The 18,118-nt window shown below is 65.2% G+C and carries 19 protein-coding genes and 1 riboswitch; of the genes, 5 read left to right on the top strand and 14 right to left on the bottom strand.

What is annotated here, in order from left to right:
- Positions 1-41: 41 nt before the first annotated feature.
- A complete protein-coding gene (locus BH93_RS13195; protein WP_052065070.1) occupies positions 42-1,706 on the top strand; it encodes a substrate-binding domain-containing protein in 1,665 nt (554 codons plus the stop codon).
- 3 nt (positions 1,707-1,709) lie between these two features.
- A complete protein-coding gene (locus BH93_RS13190) occupies positions 1,710-2,849 on the top strand; it encodes a metallophosphoesterase (protein WP_037173664.1) in 1,140 nt (379 codons plus the stop codon).
- A 16-nt stretch (positions 2,850-2,865) separates the two neighbouring features.
- Here BH93_RS13190 and gcvP read toward each other — a convergent pair whose 3' ends face one another.
- From gcvP to idi, 12 genes are all read right to left on the bottom strand, one after another.
- Entirely contained in the window at positions 2,866-5,718 is a 2,853-nt protein-coding gene (gene gcvP / locus BH93_RS13185; protein ID WP_037173661.1) for an aminomethyl-transferring glycine dehydrogenase, read from the bottom strand.
- 194 nt (positions 5,719-5,912) lie between these two features.
- Positions 5,913-6,010, bottom strand: a riboswitch (glycine riboswitch).
- Positions 6,011-6,021: 11 nt separating this feature from the next.
- Positions 6,022-6,561: a MerR family transcriptional regulator gene (locus tag BH93_RS13180; protein ID WP_157226114.1), complete on the bottom strand. Its 540-nt coding sequence runs from the start codon at positions 6,559-6,561 to the stop codon at positions 6,022-6,024.
- A 412-nt stretch (positions 6,562-6,973) separates the two neighbouring features.
- Positions 6,974-7,447: a bifunctional nuclease family protein gene (locus BH93_RS13175; protein ID WP_032377953.1), complete on the bottom strand. Its 474-nt coding sequence runs from the start codon at positions 7,445-7,447 to the stop codon at positions 6,974-6,976.
- 97 nt (positions 7,448-7,544) lie between these two features.
- Positions 7,545-8,282, bottom strand: coding sequence for a transcriptional regulator FtsR (gene ftsR, locus BH93_RS13170; RefSeq protein WP_032377954.1), 738 nt, complete (start codon positions 8,280-8,282; stop codon positions 7,545-7,547).
- Positions 8,279-8,776, bottom strand: coding sequence for an oxoglutarate dehydrogenase inhibitor Odhl (gene odhI, locus BH93_RS13165; protein ID WP_032377955.1), 498 nt, complete (start codon positions 8,774-8,776; stop codon positions 8,279-8,281). Before odhI ends, ftsR begins: the two co-directional genes overlap by 4 nt.
- A gap of 212 nt (positions 8,777-8,988) precedes the next feature.
- On the bottom strand, positions 8,989-9,393 hold the full coding sequence (gene gcvH / locus BH93_RS13160; protein ID WP_032377956.1) for a glycine cleavage system protein GcvH: 405 nt from the start codon (positions 9,391-9,393) through the stop codon (positions 8,989-8,991).
- Positions 9,394-9,433: 40 nt separating this feature from the next.
- The gene (locus BH93_RS13155) at positions 9,434-10,183 is read right to left on the bottom strand and encodes a DUF881 domain-containing protein (RefSeq protein ID WP_037173659.1); all 750 of its coding nucleotides are present in this window, start codon (positions 10,181-10,183) and stop codon (positions 9,434-9,436) included.
- 3 nt (positions 10,184-10,186) lie between these two features.
- On the bottom strand, positions 10,187-10,627 hold the full coding sequence (locus BH93_RS13150) for a small basic family protein (RefSeq protein ID WP_371832100.1): 441 nt from the start codon (positions 10,625-10,627) through the stop codon (positions 10,187-10,189).
- A complete protein-coding gene (locus BH93_RS13145; RefSeq protein ID WP_037173658.1) occupies positions 10,627-11,478 on the bottom strand; it encodes a DUF881 domain-containing protein in 852 nt (283 codons plus the stop codon). Before BH93_RS13145 ends, BH93_RS13150 begins: the two co-directional genes overlap by 1 nt.
- 65 nt (positions 11,479-11,543) lie before the next feature.
- Positions 11,544-12,146, bottom strand: a complete 603-nt coding sequence (locus tag BH93_RS13140) for a CDP-alcohol phosphatidyltransferase family protein (protein ID WP_032403481.1) — start codon at positions 12,144-12,146, stop codon at positions 11,544-11,546.
- A 59-nt stretch (positions 12,147-12,205) separates the two neighbouring features.
- The gene (locus BH93_RS13135; protein WP_155290939.1) at positions 12,206-12,841 is read right to left on the bottom strand and encodes an NUDIX hydrolase; all 636 of its coding nucleotides are present in this window, start codon (positions 12,839-12,841) and stop codon (positions 12,206-12,208) included.
- A gap of 10 nt (positions 12,842-12,851) precedes the next feature.
- On the bottom strand, positions 12,852-13,475 hold the full coding sequence (gene idi / locus BH93_RS13130; protein ID WP_037173656.1) for an isopentenyl-diphosphate Delta-isomerase: 624 nt from the start codon (positions 13,473-13,475) through the stop codon (positions 12,852-12,854).
- 44 nt (positions 13,476-13,519) lie between these two features.
- Here idi and BH93_RS13125 point away from each other — a divergent pair, with 44 nt between their 5' ends.
- The 3 genes from BH93_RS13125 (at position 13,520) to BH93_RS13115 (ending at position 15,303) form a co-directional block, all read left to right on the top strand.
- Positions 13,520-13,684 carry a hypothetical protein gene (locus BH93_RS13125; protein WP_165430220.1) on the top strand — a complete coding sequence of 55 codons (165 nt, stop codon included), beginning with the start codon at positions 13,520-13,522 and terminating at the stop codon, positions 13,682-13,684.
- Between the two features lie 102 nt (positions 13,685-13,786).
- Positions 13,787-14,044: a hypothetical protein gene (locus tag BH93_RS13120; protein WP_032398144.1), complete on the top strand. Its 258-nt coding sequence runs from the start codon at positions 13,787-13,789 to the stop codon at positions 14,042-14,044.
- Complete coding sequence (locus tag BH93_RS13115) at positions 14,041-15,303, top strand: cupin domain-containing protein (protein ID WP_080739027.1); 1,263 nt, start codon at positions 14,041-14,043, stop codon at positions 15,301-15,303. The genes BH93_RS13120 and BH93_RS13115 overlap by 4 nt, the downstream gene beginning before the upstream one ends.
- A 6-nt stretch (positions 15,304-15,309) precedes the next feature.
- Here the strand turns inward: BH93_RS13115 and BH93_RS13110 are convergent, their stop codons facing one another.
- Both BH93_RS13110 and BH93_RS13105 read right to left on the bottom strand, forming a co-directional pair.
- Entirely contained in the window at positions 15,310-16,071 is a 762-nt protein-coding gene (locus BH93_RS13110; RefSeq protein WP_037173652.1) for an SDR family NAD(P)-dependent oxidoreductase, read from the bottom strand.
- A 27-nt stretch (positions 16,072-16,098) separates the two neighbouring features.
- Positions 16,099-17,895 carry an acyl-CoA dehydrogenase gene (locus tag BH93_RS13105; protein ID WP_037173651.1) on the bottom strand — a complete coding sequence of 599 codons (1,797 nt, stop codon included), beginning with the start codon at positions 17,893-17,895 and terminating at the stop codon, positions 16,099-16,101.
- Between the last annotated feature and the right edge of the window lie 223 nt (positions 17,896-18,118).

Here is an 18,118-nt window from a genome sequence, read left to right as displayed (position 1 = left end):
ATCGGAACACAGGGCGCGGGAGGTCCATAGCCGCCGGACCCGTGGTCGTCGTGATCGCGATCGCGTTGATCGTTGCGGCCGTGTTCGGTTGGTTTCAGCTGCGAGATCGGATTTCCGATCAAGGGGTCGAAGCTGCGAGCCAGTGTGTGGAGGGGTCGGCGGTGCTCACTGTGGCCGCCGATCCCGACATATCCGGTCCGGTCGAACAGGTGGCCGAGCGGTTCAACGACACCGCTCCGGTGGTACGGGATCACTGTGTGACAGTGCAGGTTCGAGCGACGGCCTCGGACGTGGTGCGGTCCGCTCTGAACTCCGGTATCGACTCGTGGGATGCCGGTGCGCTCGGCGACCGACCGGGCCTGTGGATACCTCAGTCCACGGCCGACGTCGAGGCCGTGACCGCGCGCGGATCCGTCGACGGCACTCCACGGTCGCTGGCGTCGAGCCCGGTGGTACTCGCGGCACCGACCGCCGTCGCCGACGCCGTGACCGCTGCGGGCTCGAGCTGGGCCGACCTGGTCCGGCTGCAACGCGACCCACAGGCTCTCGGATTGGGTGAATGGGGCGGGCTCCGTCTCGCTGTCCCGACGGGTTCCGACACCGGTGCAACCACTCTCGCGGTGGCTGCGATCGCAGCCGGCGTACGGGGCGACCCGACCACGCCGCTGACCGTCGAGCAGGTCTCGTCGAGGGAGCTGATTTCGGCGATGTCGGAGCTGGCTTTCACCGATACGAACACTGCCGCGCTGTCCACGTCGACGACGTACGACGCCCTGGCCGGCCTCGAGAACGCCGCGGGCCCGCAGGCCCCTGTTCATGCAGTTCCGGTGACCGAACAGCAACTGGCGTCGACCGATTCGTCGACATTGATCGCGGTCAGACCGCAGGGTCCGACGCCTGTCGCCGATCATCCAGCCGTCGTCCTCACCGGCGACGAGACGTCCACCCGCGCCGCAAGTACGTTCGTCGAGTTCGTCCGTCAGGCAGACGGCGCGCAGACACTCCGAGACGCTGGGTTCGACGTAGACGAAGCCGAGTCCGCCGGGGTCGTCGCCCCACCGTCGGGACCGGTTGCCGATGCATTGCTCGCCGTGCTGCGCAATCCCGTCCTGCCGCGACGCGCCACCGTTCTGCTCGACGTGTCCGAGTCGATGGGTACGGCAGAAGGGGGCGCGACAAGACTGCAGAACACCGTTCGCGCCCTGGGCGAGCAGTTCGACCGCGTCCCCGACGCCACCGAGCTGGGTCTGTGGAGCTTCAGCGAAAATCTGAACAACTCACTGCCTTTTCGAGTGGACGTGCCGACCGGACCGATGACGGTTCCGGTCGGAACCACCCCCAGGCGCGCTGCACTCGATTCCACCGCGGCCGCGTTGACGCCGGCAACCGGATCGTTCACGTATGCGTCCGTACTGGTCGCATATCGCGACGCCGTGGCCGGCTACGTCCCCGGCCGCGTCAATTCCGTCGTGCTGATCACCGACGGACCGGACGACTCGTCCTTGTCCACGGAGGAACTGCTCACCGACCTGACCGCCGCGACCGACCCGGCGCGTCCGGTGGCGGTGAACATCGTGCGTATCGGAGACAACCCCGACGCCTCCTCGTTCGACGACATTGCCGCCCGGACCGGCGGAACCGTGGAAGCAGTGTCGACATCGGATTCACCAGACCTCATCGATCGACTTGGAAAGTTGCTGTACTAGAACATGTCTCGTGTACTTTTTGTCGGCGTCTTCCTGCTACTCGTCACCCTCTTTCTCCATTGGCGGTTCCTGTCCGTCACCGGAGCACCTACTCGCCTGAAGCGGCCGGCGGATGTGCTGTTGCTACTTCTGTGGCTGTGCGCACTGATCGGGTTCGGCAGCGGTGTCGTCTTCGATCCGTCCTGGGCTCGCGGTCCGGCGTTCGTCGGCCTCACCTGGCTCGCCGTCGTGCTGTACCTGTTCCTCGGAACGGTGCTCGTCGGGCTCGTCTGCACAGTCGTTCGAGTTGTCTTCGCGACGATGCGCCGCGATTCGGCCACTGCACGGTTGCGGGTGTCGAGGGTCGGCTCGGCGATCACTGCGCTCGTCAGCATTGCCGCAGTGGGGTACGGACTCGTAGAAGCTGCGACTCCGCGCGTGACGAACACCGCCGTTGCGCTGGGCGGGCTGCCGGCCGAATTCGACGGAGTACGAGTGGCGTTGGTGTCGGATCTGCATGCCGGTCCCTCCCGCGGTGCGGGATTCGTTCGTACGGTCGTCGATTCGGTCAACGCCCAGAATCCCGATGTCGTGCTACTCGACGGCGATCTCATCGACGGCACGGTTGCTCTGGTGGGAGAAGATCTCGAGCCGCTTCGCGACCTCGACGCGCCGCTGGGAGTGTTCGCCGTCAGCGGCAATCACGAGTTCTATGCGGGCGACGGCGGCGAATGGCTCGACTTCTGGGCCACGCTCGGCATCGACGTGCTGCGAAACGAACGCACGACGATCACTCGTGGCGACGCTGCAATCGATATCGCCGGCATCAACGACGCCACCGCACCGGCTCCGTACGAACCCGATCTCGCTGCGGCATTGGACGGGATCGATTCCGATAGATTCGTACTACTGATGGCACATCAACCGAAGCAAGCCTTGGAGGCATCGGACTTCGGAGTCGACATGCAGGTGTCCGGGCACACACACGGTGGCCAGATCTGGCCGATCCGCTATCTGGTGCCGCTGCAGCAGCCCAGTGTCGAAGGGCTGGACACGATCGGCAACACCACGCTGTACACCACCCGCGGTGCCGGCGCGTGGGGTCCACCGGTGCGGGTGGCCGCCCCGCCCGAGATCGCGATGCTCGAACTCACGCGGGGCTGACCACCGGCCCATCGAATCAGGCGAACGCCTCGATCGGCGGGCACGAGCACACCAAATTGCGGTCGCCGTGTGCGCCGTCGATGCGCCGCACCGCCGGCCACACCTTCGGACGGTCGTAACCGGCAGGGTAGGCCGCCAGCTCCCGTGAATACGGGTGATCCCAGTCCGCTACCAGACACTGGGCAGTGTGGGGCGCTCCCCGAAGCGGGTTGTCGTCCACGGTCCATTCGCCGGATCCAACGCGATCGATCTCGGCTCTGATTGCGATCATCGCATCGCAGAACGCATCGATCTCCTCGAGGTTCTCGCTCTCGGTGGGCTCCACCATCAGGGTTCCGGGAACCGGGAAGCTCATCGTCGGCGCGTGGAATCCGTAGTCCGCCAGTCTCTTCGCCACATCGTCGACGGTGACGCCGGTGTCCTTCGTCAGACCTCGCAGATCGAGAATGCACTCGTGGGCGACCATGCCGTTGTCACCGGTGTAGAGCACCGGGAAGTACTCGTCGAGGCGGCGAGCGATGTAGTTGGCCGACGCGATCGCCGTCAACGTCGCCTGCCGGAGTCCCGTCGCGCCCATCATCGCGATGTACGCCCATGTGATCGTCAGGATCGAAGCGCTGCCGTACGGGGCTCCGGACACCGTCGGTCCCGAACCGAGCTGCGGGGCAAACGGATGGCCCGGCAGGTGGGGCTGCAGGTGCGATCGAACACCGATGGGTCCCACTCCTGGCCCGCCGCCACCGTGTGGGATGCAGAACGTCTTGTGCAGGTTCAGGTGGCTGACGTCGCCACCGAACCGGCCGGGGCGTGCGAGTCCGACAAGGGCGTTGAGGTTGGCACCGTCGACGTACACCTGGCCGCCCGCGTCGTGCACCGCCGCACAGATCTCGGAGATCTCGTGTTCGTAGACGCCGTGTGTGGAGGGGTACGTGATCATGATCGCGGCGAGCGTGTCGGCGTGCTCGGCGATCTTGGCGCGCAGGTCGTCGACATCGACGTCGCCGTTCGGGCGGCAGGCAACGACCACGACACGCATGCCCACCATCACGGCCGACGCCGCGTTGGTGCCGTGGGCGCTCGACGGGATCAGACACACGACGCGCTCGGCGTCGCCGTTGGCGAGGTGGTACCGACGAATGGCCAGCAGACCCGCGTACTCGCCCTGACTTCCCGCGTTCGGCTGCAGACTCACTGCGTCGTAGCCGGTGATGTCGACGAGCCACCGTTCGAGGTCGTCGATCACGCGCAGCAGGCCGGGTACGTCCGAAGACGGAGCGAAGGGGTGTTGGCGGGCGAACTGCGGCCAGGTGATCGATTCCATCTCCGCGGTAGCGTTCAATTTCATCGTGCAGGAGCCCAGCGGGATCATGCTCCGGTCGAGCGCAATGTCCTTGTCGGACAGCGCGCGCAGGTAACGAAGCATCGCCGTCTCGGTGCGGTACCGAGTGAAGGCCGGATGCGTGAGGTAGTCCGACGTGCGAGCCATGTTCGCCGGCACCGACTCGGCACCGGACCCGGCGGGCTCGGCACCGAACGCAGCGAGCACTCCTGCGATCGTGTCGGACGACGTCGCCTCGTCGCACGCGACTGCGACGTGATCGGCATCGACCAGTCTGACATTGATCCCGCGCTGCTTGGCATCGTCGGTGACGGCCTTTGCCCGACCGGGAACCGCCACGAGGACGGTATCGAAGAAGTCGGTGTGCACCACCTCGACGCCTGCCTCCTGCAGGCCGGCAGCCAGGGATCGAGCGTGCATGTTGACCCGAGTTGCTATGGCGCGCAACCCGTCTGCGCCGTGGTAACTGGCGTACATCGCGGCAACGATGGCCAGCAGGACCTGAGCGGTACAGATGTTCGACGTCGCCTTCTCGCGGCGGATGTGCTGCTCGCGGGTCTGCAGCGCCAATCGGTAGGCCCGGTGGCCGTCCGCGTCGAGCGAAACCCCGACGAGTCGTCCGGGGAGCTGACGAGAATGACCGGAACGCACCGCCAGGTACCCGGCGTGCGGCCCGCCGTATCCCATCGGAACCCCGAACCTCTGGGTGGTGCCGAAGCAGACGTCCGCGCCGATCTCACCGGGCGGAGTCACGACGGTGGCCGCCAGCAGGTCCACGCCCACGGCCACCAACGCACCCCGCTCGTGCGCGGACTCGATGGTGGCTGTGTGGTCGACCAGTCGGCCGGACGCACCGGGCAGCTGGGTCAACACCCCGAAGAACTCTCCGTCCGGCAGGCCGTCGGCCAGATCGGCGTACACCAGCTCGATGCCGAGCGGCTCGGCACGAGTGGCGAGAACGGCAGCCGTCTGCGGGAAGATGTCGGAATCGACGAGCAGCCGGGGCGACTTCGACGCTCTGTTCGCGCGTCGCATCAGAGTCATGGATTCGGCTGCCGCAGTGGACTCGTCGAGCATCGACGCATTGGCCACATCCATGCCCGTGAGATCGGAGACCATGGTCTGGAAGTTCAGCAACGCCTCGAGCCGACCCTGGCTGATTTCGGGTTGGTACGGCGTGTACGCGGTGTACCAGGCCGGGTTCTCCAAGATCCCTCGGGTCAGCACCGGTGGAGTGAGTGTGTCGTAGTAACCCAGGCCGATCATGGACGTCGCGACGGTGTTCTGGCCGGCGAGGTCGGCCAATGCAGCCAGTACCTCGTGCTCACTCAACGCCTGCGGGAGCGTCGCCAATCCGTCGGGCACGCCGTCGACCACGGTGTCGAGGATCGAGGACGGCACTGCTTTACGGGCCAGCTCGTCCAGGTCGTCGACGCCGATGGTGTGGAGGATGCGAACCAGTTCGGTCGCGTCGGGCCCGATGTGTCGATCGACGAAAGTGTGTGCGGACGAGGCAGTTCGGTCGGTCACGATGTTCTCCCAGGTGCCGGAAAGACGAGGCGTCGGACGACCGAGGCATACGCGCCGGCCGCTCCTCCCCCTCTGTCGTGTGCCCGCTGACGCGTGCGCCTGAGAGATTCGGTCGGACACGGCGCGTCATGTCGACTGCGCCGGCACCTTTCCCCTTGGGCGGGTGGGTACTCCCACCACTTTCCAGAGTTGTCGAAGCCCACACGGTCCGTGTGCCTGAGAGATTGACGGGGAGGTATTGCTCCTTCGGCGTCCGAGACTGGCTGCCTCGGAACTCTCCCGCACGGGCGCGACGAGGAAAGTCTAGCCGGTCTTGCGGCTCGCGCGATTCTTGCGGCGTGAGGCCAGCTCGTCCTCGGGACTCGGCTGGCTTTCACCGCCATCGGCTCGTTCGGCCGGGAAGTCGGCGATGGTGCCGGTGAGCTCGCGCATCGCGCCGTTCACGGCGATACCGAACACTCCCTGACCGCCCTGCAAGAGGTCGACCACCTCTTCGGCGGACGTGCACTCGTACACGGTCGTGCCGTCCGAGAACAAGGTGATGTTGGCGAGGTCGCCCACCCCGCGCTGGCGCAGGTGATCGACGGCGACGCGGATGTTCTGCAACGAGATACCGGTATCGAGCAGTCGCTTGACGATCTTCAGAACCAGCATGTCCTTGAACGAGTACAGCCGCTGACTGCCTGAGCCTGCTGCGCCGCGAATGGACGGGACGACCAACCCGGTGCGGGCCCAGTAGTCGAGCTGACGGTAGGTGATGCCGGCGATCTGGCAGGCACTGGGCACTCGGTAACCCACGAGCTCGTCCGGCACCGAATCATCGGGGAACAATCCCGGCTGAATGTCCTGAGGCGTGTCGACCCGGCCGTTCGACGCCTGGTCGGGGGTGTCGACCCGAGCATCGGAGACGGACGCGTCCTCGGTCCGGCCTGCGGCTTCGGACTCTCGACTGCCGTGATGCTGCTGCGGCTGATCTCCCACTGACTGCTCCCTCTCGGATGTCTCACTGCGTTCGGATCGAGTCAGTACTGCGATCCGTCCGGGGCACCTGAACGCCTCGGTGTACTCGCGTGAAGTCATACCGTGTACCAGGCCAGAGTACGCCTCGCCAGGTCTGCGAGAGGCGCGAAACTGCACCGAATCCGACCAGCGACGGCGATGAACTTCACTGGCACGAACGTTATGGGGGCAACCGCGCAGATTCAACGCAACGCGCCGTAAACCTGAACCTAAAGTTGAGGTTGAGACTCTTCTGTTACCCGTCGGTGGCCTTGAAGTCGTCCGGCGACACCGATTCGAGGAACTCCTTGAACTTCTCGACCTCGTCCTCACGCTCGTCGGGCATGATCAAGCCGGCCTCGGCCAACACGGGTTCCTCGGCAAAGATCGGTACCCCGGCTCGCAGTGCAATGGCGACGGAATCCGACGGACGAGCAGAAACTCGGACGTCTTTGTCGAACACGAGATCGGCGTAGAAGGTGCCCTCCTGAAGGTCCACGATGCGCACTTCCTTGAGCTCGCGACCCAACGCCGAGATCAGGTTCTTGACGAGATCGTGGGTGAGCGGTCGGGCAGGCTGGACCCCTTGTTGCTCCAAAGCAATTGCAGCAGCCTCGGTTTGACCGATCCAGATCGGCAGGTACCGATCACCATCGGCCTCACGCAGCAGCAGCACGGGCTGATTCTGCGGCTGTTCGACACGAATACCGACCACACGCATCTCACTCATCGTGTCTGCCTCTCACCTCGAGAAATCCGGGCTGCACTTCGCTCGTTCAGCTCGTCGCAGCCGAGTCTATTGGAAGTCGATCCGACGCGAGCGAGCCTTACCGGTCGAGTGCACCGCGCACCGCCGCTTTGACCAGACAGGTGTGCAACGTCAACGACAACGCCGCGAGCTCCCGAATCATTTCTTCCGCGCGATCACGCGCGCCGGCGTCGCGGCCCTTGGCGACCGGTCCGGCAATCTGTGCAACCAAACCGGCCTCGCGGTCCGCCGCGAGTTTGAAGGCACGCAGATGACGCACTTCGAGACCGAACTGCAACATCGCGTGTGCCGTGCGTGCAAGCGTCACGGCTCCGTCGTCGTAGAAACCGGCCTGCCCGGGAGTGATCAACCCGCTCCGCAGCAACTCGGTCAGGAACGCGTCGTCGATACCGGCCTGCGCCAGGAGGTCTGCTTTGCTGATCCGCACCTCTCGGTCCGGCAAGAACTCCTCGGGCGACACCTCGCCCGCGGCGAGCGTCAGAGACCGCGGCCGTTTGACCGATGCGTCGGCTCGCTCGACAGTCGCAACACCGTGATCGATAGCTTCGAGTTGCTCCTTGATCACCTTGAGCGGCAGGTACTGGTCACGCTGGGCGGTCAGAACGAATCGGAGCCGTTCGCAGTCTGCAATGGAAAACCGCCGGTATCCCGACGGCGTACGTTCCGGAGAGATCAGACCCTCGGCTTCGAGAAATCTGATCTTCGAGATCGTCACATCCGGAAAGTCGGGCCGAAGTCGATCGAGGACGGAGCCAATCGACATCCCCCCGTTGGACTGCTGCCCGACGGCGGTCACTGGCTTCCTGCACCCGCAGACGCGTCGCCGACCTGAGATCCGTTGCCGCCCCGCGGCCCGGTCAGGAACACCAACCGGAACTTACCGATCTGCACCTCGTCGCCGTTGGCCAGAACTGCGGAGTCGACCGGCTCCCGGTTGACGTAGGTGCCGTTGAGGCTGCCGACGTCGACGACCTGGAAGTCGTCCTCGTCCTGCCGGAACTCGGCGTGCCGACGACTGACTGTGACGTCGTCCAGGAAGATGTCGCTGTCGGGATGCCGTCCGGCGGAGGTGGTCGGCTGGTCGAGCAGAAACCGCGATCCGGCATTGGGGCCGCGCTTGACGACGAGCAGAGCGGCACCGACAGGCAGCCCCTCGACACCCGAGACCGGAGCTTCGGTGCTCTGGGCGGCCGCGGAGTTGTCCAGCTCCTGGAGGAAATCTGCACGGAAGACCGAGGTGGTCTCTGCCGGCGACTCCCCGTAGTTGCTGTCGTTGTCGTTCTGGCTCACCGTTACTCCTTCTCAGTCCGTTCACCCGGGCAGTAGACGCCGCGGGTAACGCAGTACATGGTCTTCACATCTGGTATTGCGTTGCGCCTGGTTCTATTTACGTCTGTACAGCTTGCTGGACCTTCGCCCCGACAGGGTATTCGCTCGGTGTCGACCGTACCCTGCGCAGTGTGGACCGTGTGGCCGGTTGGCAGGTGTCGACAGCCGGCCGATCACTCGGCCGTGATGAGAGCATATCCGGCAGCGTCGAGCATCTGCGCCAGTGCCGCGTCCAACTCCTCCGGCGACGAAACCTCCAGGTCGATCAGCCAGCCCCCGGTGTACGGTCCCGAATTCACCTTCTCCGGTTCGCCGTCCAAATCCTGGTTCACGCCAATCACTTTCGCAGTCAACGGGCTGAACACGTCGGACACACTCTTGGTCGACTCGACTTCTCCGAGAGACTCACCCGCGGTGACGGTGTCGCCGACAGCCGGAAGCTGAACGAACACCACGTCCCCCAGCTGAGACTGCGCGAAATCGGTGATACCGATTCGCACTGCCGCCGGGCCTGTGCGCTGCACCCACTCGTGCTCGGGCGTGTAGTACAGATCAGCTGGTGTGTCGATGTCGCTCAACGCGGCATTCCCTTCGATCGTGGCCCGGGCGGTCGGGCAGTCAGTTACCTGGCTGAGCGTATTGACGCGGGCGCGGATCCCGCAAGGCGGAGACCGTGACCTGGTCCGACTGCGTGATGTTCGAGGACGCCCCGTTGCGCGTGACGGTGTCCACCACGCCCCCGGGGATGTTCAACGCCGACGCCAGCGTGGGCGAGTCTCCGATTGCCGTGAACGTGTACGGGGCTCGCAGTTCGCGGCCGTCGACCACCACTCGACCGGCAGGCCCCGCGATCCACGAATCGACGCCGATGCGGACGGCACTACCGCCACCCTCGATCTGGAGTGCTTCGGCACCGGCGGCACGCAACTCCTGCATGGCGTCGAGCAACACCTCGGACCCGACGCCCGAATTCGGGTCGTCGACGACCAAGGTCACGCCCGGGCCCTGGGCAGCAACCGTACCGACTTGAATCGACAACGCGGACAATCGTTCCTGCGCCTCTGCCACTGCCGCCTCCGATCCCGAGCCGGACTGGCGCAGAGTCGCCAACGTGGCCTGCAGTGTGCTGATCTCGTCGCGAATCGACGCCTCGCGCCGGGTGAGGGTGTCCAGCACGACCAACAGGTCCTCCGGCCGGGAATTCTCCAGATTGTCGGAGGTACTCGTCTCTCGCACCTGCGTGGCGATACCGATTCCGAGGACGCACAGCAGGGCGAGCGCAAGAATGCCGAACGCCGTTCCGCGCCTGCGTCGATCTGTATCGAGGGCTCGAGCACGCCAGCCGTGCCGCCCGGTTCGTGCCGTCATCTCCTAAGCACCGAACAGACGGCGGCGCAACGCCGCCGCATTGCCGAAGATACGAATTCCCAGAACGACGACGATGGCCGTGGACAGCTGGGTTCCCACACCGAGCTGATCACCGAGCCACACGATCAAGGCGGCGACGAGGACGTTGAAGACGAACGAGACGACGAATACCTTGGCGTCGAAGATTCCGTCGAGAAACGCACGCAGACCACCGAATACCGCATCGATCGCAGCGACGACGGCGATCGGCAGATAAGGCGCGACGACTGCAGGCACCTGTGGTCCGGCAACCGTACCGATGACCACTCCAGCGATCAGGGCAGCAAGAGCGGCAATGGCGTATGCCCCGTGAGTGGTGGTGATCGGGGTGTCCACAGTTGTGTCGGCGCCGGTTGCCTCGCCGTCCTGCTCGACCGGTACGGCCTTCGTCGGGTCGTGCTCCATCATCGTGGGCCTGCCTCCTCTGCCTCGAACGACTCTCTCACAGCGGCTGGACCGAGTTCGAGATCATCGGCAGGGCGCACCGAGAACCCGACGCCGTACAACTGCGCAACAGTGCTCATTCGGAGATACGCGTCGCTGACGACGAATTGGACTTGGATACGTTGCGGGGGTCCGATCGCCTGAATGTCATACGGCGAGTCGATCGGGCGGTTGTCCAGCAACATGGCCCCTCCGGCCTGCCTGATGGTCACGTTCGGGCCGACTCGAACGCCGTCCACGGACACCGCCTCGGCACCGCTGGCCCACAGCGAGTTGACAATTGCGGCGATATCTCGATCGAGCACCGCAGCGCCCGAACCCGTGCGAGCCGACGAACCGCTCGCACCTGTCGGCTCCGTGACGACCACTGACAGTCCCGGACCCGAGACCGTGTCGATACCCGCCGCGGATTCGACGGCACTCAATCGGTCCAGCAGCGCGCTGCCCGCGGCGTCGGACTGCAGGGCTCGATCGCGTTCGGTCGACACCTGCTCGGCCAGTTCGTCTCTCGTCGATTCCAGGTCGGCGCTTCGGCCCTGGGCAGCTCGGACGGCTGCCGACGCATCGGCACCTGCGCTATCGACCTCGGCAGCACCGGATGCCAACTGGGAGAGAGCGACACCGAAGATCAGACCCACCACGACGGCACCGGTCAGCAACCACAGGGCAGCAGGTACTCGCGGCTTACGTGTGTGTTGCGCTGTGCGTTCGGCTGCCGCGCCTGCGTATCCCGGATCGAGGTGGTCGGTCAGCAACGAGGTCAGCAGCGACGGGACAGGATTCCTCCTGACCCGAGCCGCTGACCGTTCCACAGGCTCCACTCCTGACCCCGGTCGTTCCGCAGGCTCCACTCCTGCCGGTTCCGCACGCTCCACCGTCAGGTGCCGGCCACGGTCGGATCGACTGCCCTGGCGACCGCGATGGCCTTACCGAGATACAGCAGACCGGTCCAGGTGTACAGCGCGGTGCCCCAGATGAGCAGGGCGTACCCGAGTGGCCCTGCCGCGTCGGCTACCGAACTGGTGCCTGCGGAGACCAGCAGCACCGGTAGCGCGATCATGACGACGAAGGTAGCGGCCTTCCCGAGGTAGATGACGTCCGGAGGAGGTAGAGATCGACGTCGGTAGACGAACATCGTCAATCCGAGCACGGCATCTCGCCCGATCAGTATCGCTGCCACCCACCACGGAATGATGCCGCGCAGAACGAAGGCGACGAGGGTACTGACGACGTAGAGCCGGTCGACCAACGGATCGAGTACGGCACCCAACTTCGATGCCTGGCCGAGCATGCGAGCGAGTTTGCCGTCCAGCCAGTCGGTTCCGCCGCTGACGAGCAGAATGACCAGTGCCCACCCGTCAGCTTCCGGGCCGAGCAGGAGATACAGGAACAGCGGAACGCCGGCGAGCCGGATGGCGCTGAGCAGGTTCGGAACGGTCGCAATGCGATCGGATACCTCGAGCTCACGGTTGTCCGTCACCGACGATCACCTCCTGTCGTTTCTGCTCGTCGTGCGTTCGGGCCGAGTCTTCGGCCACGTTAGCGCCACGCGAACACGGGCTGCTCGAAGTCCGCGACTCTGGTGTGTCGACCGTGCATCGCCACCTCGCGAAATTGATGGACGATCGCGCCGGTCGGAGCATGGATGGCTCCGGTTCGGTACGGCCATCGAATCACCGGGCGGGACGATTCGGGAATCGATACGAACTGCGCATCGACGTCGAGTTCGTCGACGGTCACCTCGAACACCTCGGATACCTCGTCCTCGTTGGGACGCAACGTGGACGAGTAGTCACCCACCCACACGACGAACGGGGTGATGACGTAGCCGGATCGGGTGACGTAGTCGTCCAACCTGCCGAGCACGTCGGCCGACCCAGCACTGATGCCCAGCTCCTCGTGCAATTCCCGTAAGCACGCCTGCATGGCGGATTCACCTGGATCCACGCCGCCGCCCGGCAGGGCGTACTGGCCCGGGTGCGCGCGCAATCGACTCGGCCGCTTCGTCAGAAGCATGCGCCGGTCCCCCGGCGCTCCGCCGAGAGCGACGGCCACCGCAGCGGCGCGCAGGCCGTCGGCTTCGGCGGTGCGGTGGGTGAAACGTGCGAGTTCGCGCGCAACGGAATGCCGATCGAGCAGGTCCTCGGCCGACTCTGCGGAAGTATCGTCACTCACAGCACGAACACTAGAGGCCCGGCGATGTCGGCGGGCGATGTCGGCGGGCGGCGGGCGGAAGCAGGTCGTCGGCGGCAACCGGCCAGCCGAGCGGGTCGTCGGCAAGAATCGTCAATTGTTCCACCTGTGTTCGACACCAGGGTGATACGTCGACGGTTCCGTCGAGCACGCCGGCAGAGAATTCCGACCACGACACCCACCGGGTCTCCTCCACCTCGAGTGGGTCGGGGTCGAGCGTCGCGCTCTCGTCCACCCGCACGCGGTACACGGGACAGATCTCGTTCTCCACGATGCCGTTGTCCATGACGGCCCGGTATCGAAAGTGCGGGAGAACCAGTTCGGCCGAGCGTGCGCGGAGCCCCAACTCTTCGCCGATCCGGCGCAGCACCGCATCGGCGAGGTCTTCGCCGGGGGCTGGGTGACCACAACACGTGTTGGTCAGCACGCCGGGCCAGGTCGTCTTGCTCGACGCTCGCCGCGTGAGCAGTACCGCCCCGTCCGATCCGACCACATAGCTGGAGAACGCCAGATGCAGCGGCGTCTGCAGCGTGTGCACGGTCGTCTTGTCCTGTGTGCCGACGGCGCGGCCTTCGTCGTCGAGCAGCACCACGTGCTGCGCCGGTGATCGATCCATCGTTCCATGGTCCCACGGTCGAATTCCCGGTCTACTGTCGAACCATGGGACGCACAGAGAACGCCGGCGACGAGACACCGACCGACAACAAGGAATCGACCACGTCGGATTCGCCGAAGGGTGGGCGACCCGGACCCGTGGACGGCGGGGGCGGCGGCGGGATGGCGACACGTGAGAATGCGCCCGAGATCGCCGAAGACTCCGACTGAAATTTCCACATCACTGCTGTTTGAAAAACTTCGTTCGCGTCAATACCCCCGATGTTCTCGCGCCGCGCGGGCACACGAACCTCCACGACCGGAAGGATCTCGATGAGCATCAACGACGACGACATCACCACCACGGGCGGAGCCGCAGGCGAAGGGCCTGCTGACGGCGGATCCAACCCGGGCGGTCACGACGGTGGAGCAGACGGCCCCGCCGGAGCAGGCGAAGGCCCGGCCGACGGCGGATCCAACCCCGACGGCCATGACGGCGGAGCAGACGGCCCCGCCGGAGCAGGCGAAGGCCCGGCCGACGGCGGATCCAACCCCAACGGGCACGACGGCGGTGCGGACGGCACCGCTTGAGCACTGAGCTGAGCGGCGAGCGCGGATCGGGTCACCGGTCCGCGCTCCGTCGTCTCACCGGTATCGACCTCGGGACGTTCTCGGATCGGTTCTGGGGCGTTGCTCCCAAGCTGACCAGATCCGCTGATCTCTCGGACTCGTTCGACGATTTGATGACGCTCGATGCGGTCGACGAGCTGATCTCCGAACGCGGAGTACGCACTCCGTTCGTGCGAATGGCCAAAGACGGCCGCCTGCTGGACAAGTCGCAGTTCACGTCGTCCGGCGGTTTCGGTGCCGAGGTGAAGGACCAGGTCGACTCCGCAGCGGTGCTGGCGGCCTTCGCGGCCGGAAATACGCTGGTACTTCAGGGCCTGCATCGACTGTGGCCCCCGCTGATTCATTTCGTCGGTGACCTCGTTCGCGAGCTGGGCCATCCGGTGCAGGTCAATTCGTATGTCACACCGGCTGCGTCGCAAGGCTTTTCGCCGCACTACGACGTACACGATGTGTTCGTCGTGCAGATCGCAGGCACCAAGCGGTGGAGCATTCACTCGCCGGTGCACGTGCATCCACTCAACAATCAACCGTGGTCGGACCGACGGTCGGCCGTCGAAGACCACGCATCGAACACTCCCGAACTGGACATCGTCCTCGAGCCCGGCGACGTGCTCTACCTACCGCGCGGGTGGATCCACTCGGCGCAAGCGCTCGGCGACACCACCGTGCACCTGACCATCGGCGTCGCGTCGTACAACGACTACGACCTCGCCCACCACGTGCTGAAAGCGCTCGGCGACGTCGAGAGTCTGCGTGCTCCCCTCCCCGCCGGCCTCGACCACTCCGACCCGAATTCCATCGTTCCGCACGTACACCGAGTTGTCGACGCGATGCGCGCCGCGCTCGACGAGATCGACCGAGACCCCGACGCAGTACGCCGACTCGCCGAACGCGTCGCAGATCGTCACGACGACCTCGTGCGACCGGAACCGGTGCGCCCGCTGACGAGCGTCGCCGCGATGGGTGCGTTACGGGGCGAGGATTCGATTCGATTGCGGCCCGGCATCTTCGCGCGGATCGCGCACACGAAGGACGGCGTCTCGATGGTGCTTCGGAACAAAACGGTCACGCTGCCGTCTCAATGCGCCGACGCGATCGAGAGCCTGATGAAGGGCGCTCCGTGCCGCCTCGATTCGATGCCGGGCCTCGACCTCGACGATGCGCTGGTGGTTGCGCGCAGACTCATCCGCGAGGGAATTGCAGTGACGACAGCGCCGTAGCAGCCGTCAGGTGATCGTGACTCCACCGTCGACCGCGATGGTCTGACCCGTCACGTATCCCCCGGCGTCGGAGGCGAGCCAGATCGCGGTAGCGGCCAGTTCCTCGGGGTCACCCTTGCGGCCCAGGATCATTCGAGGAGCCATCGAATCGAGGTACCCGGGCTGGTAGGAGTCGGTCATCTCGCTCTGGAAGAAGCCCGGCGCAATCGCGTTGACCCTGATCCCCTTTCGCGCGCCCCACTGCTGCGCGAGGTCGCGGGTCAGCCCGACGATGGCGGCCTTGCTTGCGCTGTAGGCGGCCTGCGGTAGGCCCGCAGTGGTCAGCCCGAGCACGCTGGAGATGTTCACGATCGAACTGCCTGGTGCCATTACCCGTCCGCACGCCTGGGCTGCCCAGTAGGACCCGTTCAGGTTGATGTCGATCACCGAGCGAAACTGCTCGGGAGTCTCGCGAGTCGCCGGGAAGGCTGTGCCGACTCCAGCGTTGTTGATCAGCACGTCCACCTTGCCGAACTCTGCCACTGCGGCCTCGACCATCGCGGTGCACTGGTCGGGATCGACCACATCGGTTGCGACGGAGATCGAACGTCCTCCGACACTGTCGATCAGCTTCGCGGTCTGCGCCAACTTGTCCACGCGGCGTGCGGCGAGCACGACGTCCGCCCCGGCCTCGGCCGCTGCTTTCGCGAAGGCAACACCCAGGCCGGAGGATGCGCCGGTGACGATGACGACTCGACCGTCGAGGCGGAATTTGTCCAAGATCGACATGTACGTGAATCTCCTTGTAGGTCGTGGTCAGAACCAGGCGGGTGACATATCGAGGGTGGTGCGGTCCAGTCGCGCCAGCAGATCGAGCTGAACCGTCACCTTCGGCAACTCGTAGACGTAGAAGTACTGCGCTGCAGAACGCTTTCCGTCGTAGAAGTCTCCGGACTTCGCGCCGACGGCCAGTAGCTGTTCGAGCCACATCCAGGCGATGACGATGTGCCCCATGGCTTCGAGGTAGGCAGTGGAGTTCGCCAAAGCCAGAGCTGCGTCACCGGTCCCCCATACTGCCGCGGTGACCTCGACGATTCTCGCGAATTGGATCTGCAGTTCCGCGCCGAAGGTGGCAGCGTCACCGCCGGCAGCGTCAGCCCGCGCGACTGTCTCCGAGACCTGCTCGCCGAGTAGCGCCAATCCCGCGCCGCCCTGCATCACGACCTTGCGCCCCAGCAGGTCCAACCCCTGAATACCGTGCGTGCCTTCGTGAATCGGATTGAGCCGGTTGTCACGGTAGTGCTGTTCGACGTCGTAGTCGCGTGTGTATCCGTAGCCGCCGTGCACCTGGATGGCCAAGCTGTTGGCCTCGAGGCACCACTGTGACGGCCAGCTCTTGGCGATGGGAGTCAGGACGTCGAGCAACAGGGTCGAGCGCGCCGCTTCGGCGTCGTCGGACGCCGAGTCCTGAAGGTCGACCAGACGTGAGCAGTAGAGTCCGAGCGCGAGCGCACCTTCGACATAGGACTTCTGGGCCAATAACATTCGGCGAACATCGGCATGTTCGATCAGTGCGACCGGAGGTGCTGCTGGATCCTTTGCGCCGAGCGGCCGCCCCTGGGTGCGCGTCTTCGCGTACTCGACCGACTTCAGGTAGCCGACGTACCCGAGCGCGATGGCCAGGAACCCGACCCCGATACGGGCCTCGTTCATCATGTGGAACATGTACGACAGTCCGCGGTTCTCCTCGGCGACCAGGAAACCGACTGCACCGGGTTGCCCTGCGGGAGAATGGGTTCCGTCGCCGAACGCCAGCAGGGTATTGGTGGTGCCGCGGTTGCCCATCTTGTGATTGAGGCCGGTCAACACGATGTCGTTGCGCTCGCCGGCACCGCCGTTGCCGTTCGGGAGGAATTTGGGCACGATGAACAGCGAGATCCCCTTGACACCGGGAGGACCTCCCGGTGTCTTCGCGAGCACCAGGTGGACGATGTTCTCGGTCAGTTCGTGATCGCCGCCGGAGATCCACATCTTGGTACCGGTGATACGAAAGCTGCCGTCGTCCTGCGGTACCGCTTTGGTCGTGATGTCCGCCAGCGACGACCCGGCCTGTGGCTCCGACAGGCACATCGTTCCGAACCACCGACCGTCGAGCATGGGCCGCACGTAATCACGTACCTGATCCGGCGTGCCGTACGTCGCAATCAAATTGGCGTTGGCCATGGTGAGGAACGGGTAGGACGAGGTCCCGGCGTTGGCAGCCTGGAAGAATGCCATCGCGGCCCGAGAGACCGTCGCAGGCAGCTGCATCCCGCCGATCGACTCGTCGAACTGCCCGGCGATCAGACCTGCCGAGGCATATACGTCGAGTGCTTCCTTGACCTCGGGGATCAGCGTCACCGAGCCGTCCGGATTCATGGTCGGTTCGTGAGTGTCGGCCTTCTTGTTGTGCGGCGCGAAATGTTTGCGGGCGATATCTGCGCTGAGGTCGAGTACCGCGTCGAAGGTCTCGCGCGAGTGTTCGGCGAAGCGGGGACGAGTGGTCAGGCCGGCCACGTCCAACCACTCGTACAGCAGAAAATCCAGGTCGCGCCGCGAGAGGACGTCCGACATTCACTTCTCCGATCGCGAGGGGTGACACGCGCGCACGATGGTGACGAGCACTGTGACGCACATGACTGTGGATTCACCATACAAGTCGCGATCTCCGGCGTTCACCGAGTACCCACGCGATCTGTCACCGCCGATCCGCGTTCGCCATCCGGGCTCCAAAAACGCAGCCAGCCAGACTTTTACGACTTATCGGACTATGAGGAGCGTCACGATTGGTGTAGAC

Source organism: Rhodococcoides fascians A25f (assembly GCF_000760935.2).
GTDB lineage: Bacteria > Actinomycetota > Actinomycetes > Mycobacteriales > Mycobacteriaceae > Rhodococcoides.
The sequence above is the reverse complement of the archived record's forward strand: the minus strand, read 5'-3'. Positions and strand labels throughout refer to the sequence as shown.

What these genes read in the sequence shown, in the direction of transcription:
- BH93_RS13190 (WP_037173664.1), top strand. Translation starts at nt 1,710, where the DNA reads ATGTCTCGTGTACTTTTTGTCGGCGTCTTCCTGCTACTCGTCACCCTC.
- BH93_RS13175 (WP_032377953.1), bottom strand. Translation starts at nt 7,447, where the DNA reads ATGAGTGAGATGCGTGTGGTCGGTATTCGTGTCGAACAGCCGCAGAAT.
- BH93_RS13155 (WP_037173659.1), bottom strand. Translation starts at nt 10,183, where the DNA reads ATGACGGCACGAACCGGGCGGCACGGCTGGCGTGCTCGAGCCCTCGAT.
- BH93_RS13150 (WP_371832100.1), bottom strand. Translation starts at nt 10,627, where the DNA reads ATGGAGCACGACCCGACGAAGGCCGTACCGGTCGAGCAGGACGGCGAG.
- idi (WP_037173656.1), bottom strand. Translation starts at nt 13,475, where the DNA reads ATGGATCGATCACCGGCGCAGCACGTGGTGCTGCTCGACGACGAAGGC.
- BH93_RS13125 (WP_165430220.1), top strand. Translation starts at nt 13,520, where the DNA reads ATGGGACGCACAGAGAACGCCGGCGACGAGACACCGACCGACAACAAG.
- BH93_RS13120 (WP_032398144.1), top strand. Translation starts at nt 13,787, where the DNA reads ATGAGCATCAACGACGACGACATCACCACCACGGGCGGAGCCGCAGGC.
- BH93_RS13110 (WP_037173652.1), bottom strand. Translation starts at nt 16,071, where the DNA reads ATGTCGATCTTGGACAAATTCCGCCTCGACGGTCGAGTCGTCATCGTC.
- BH93_RS13105 (WP_037173651.1), bottom strand. Translation starts at nt 17,895, where the DNA reads ATGTCGGACGTCCTCTCGCGGCGCGACCTGGATTTTCTGCTGTACGAG.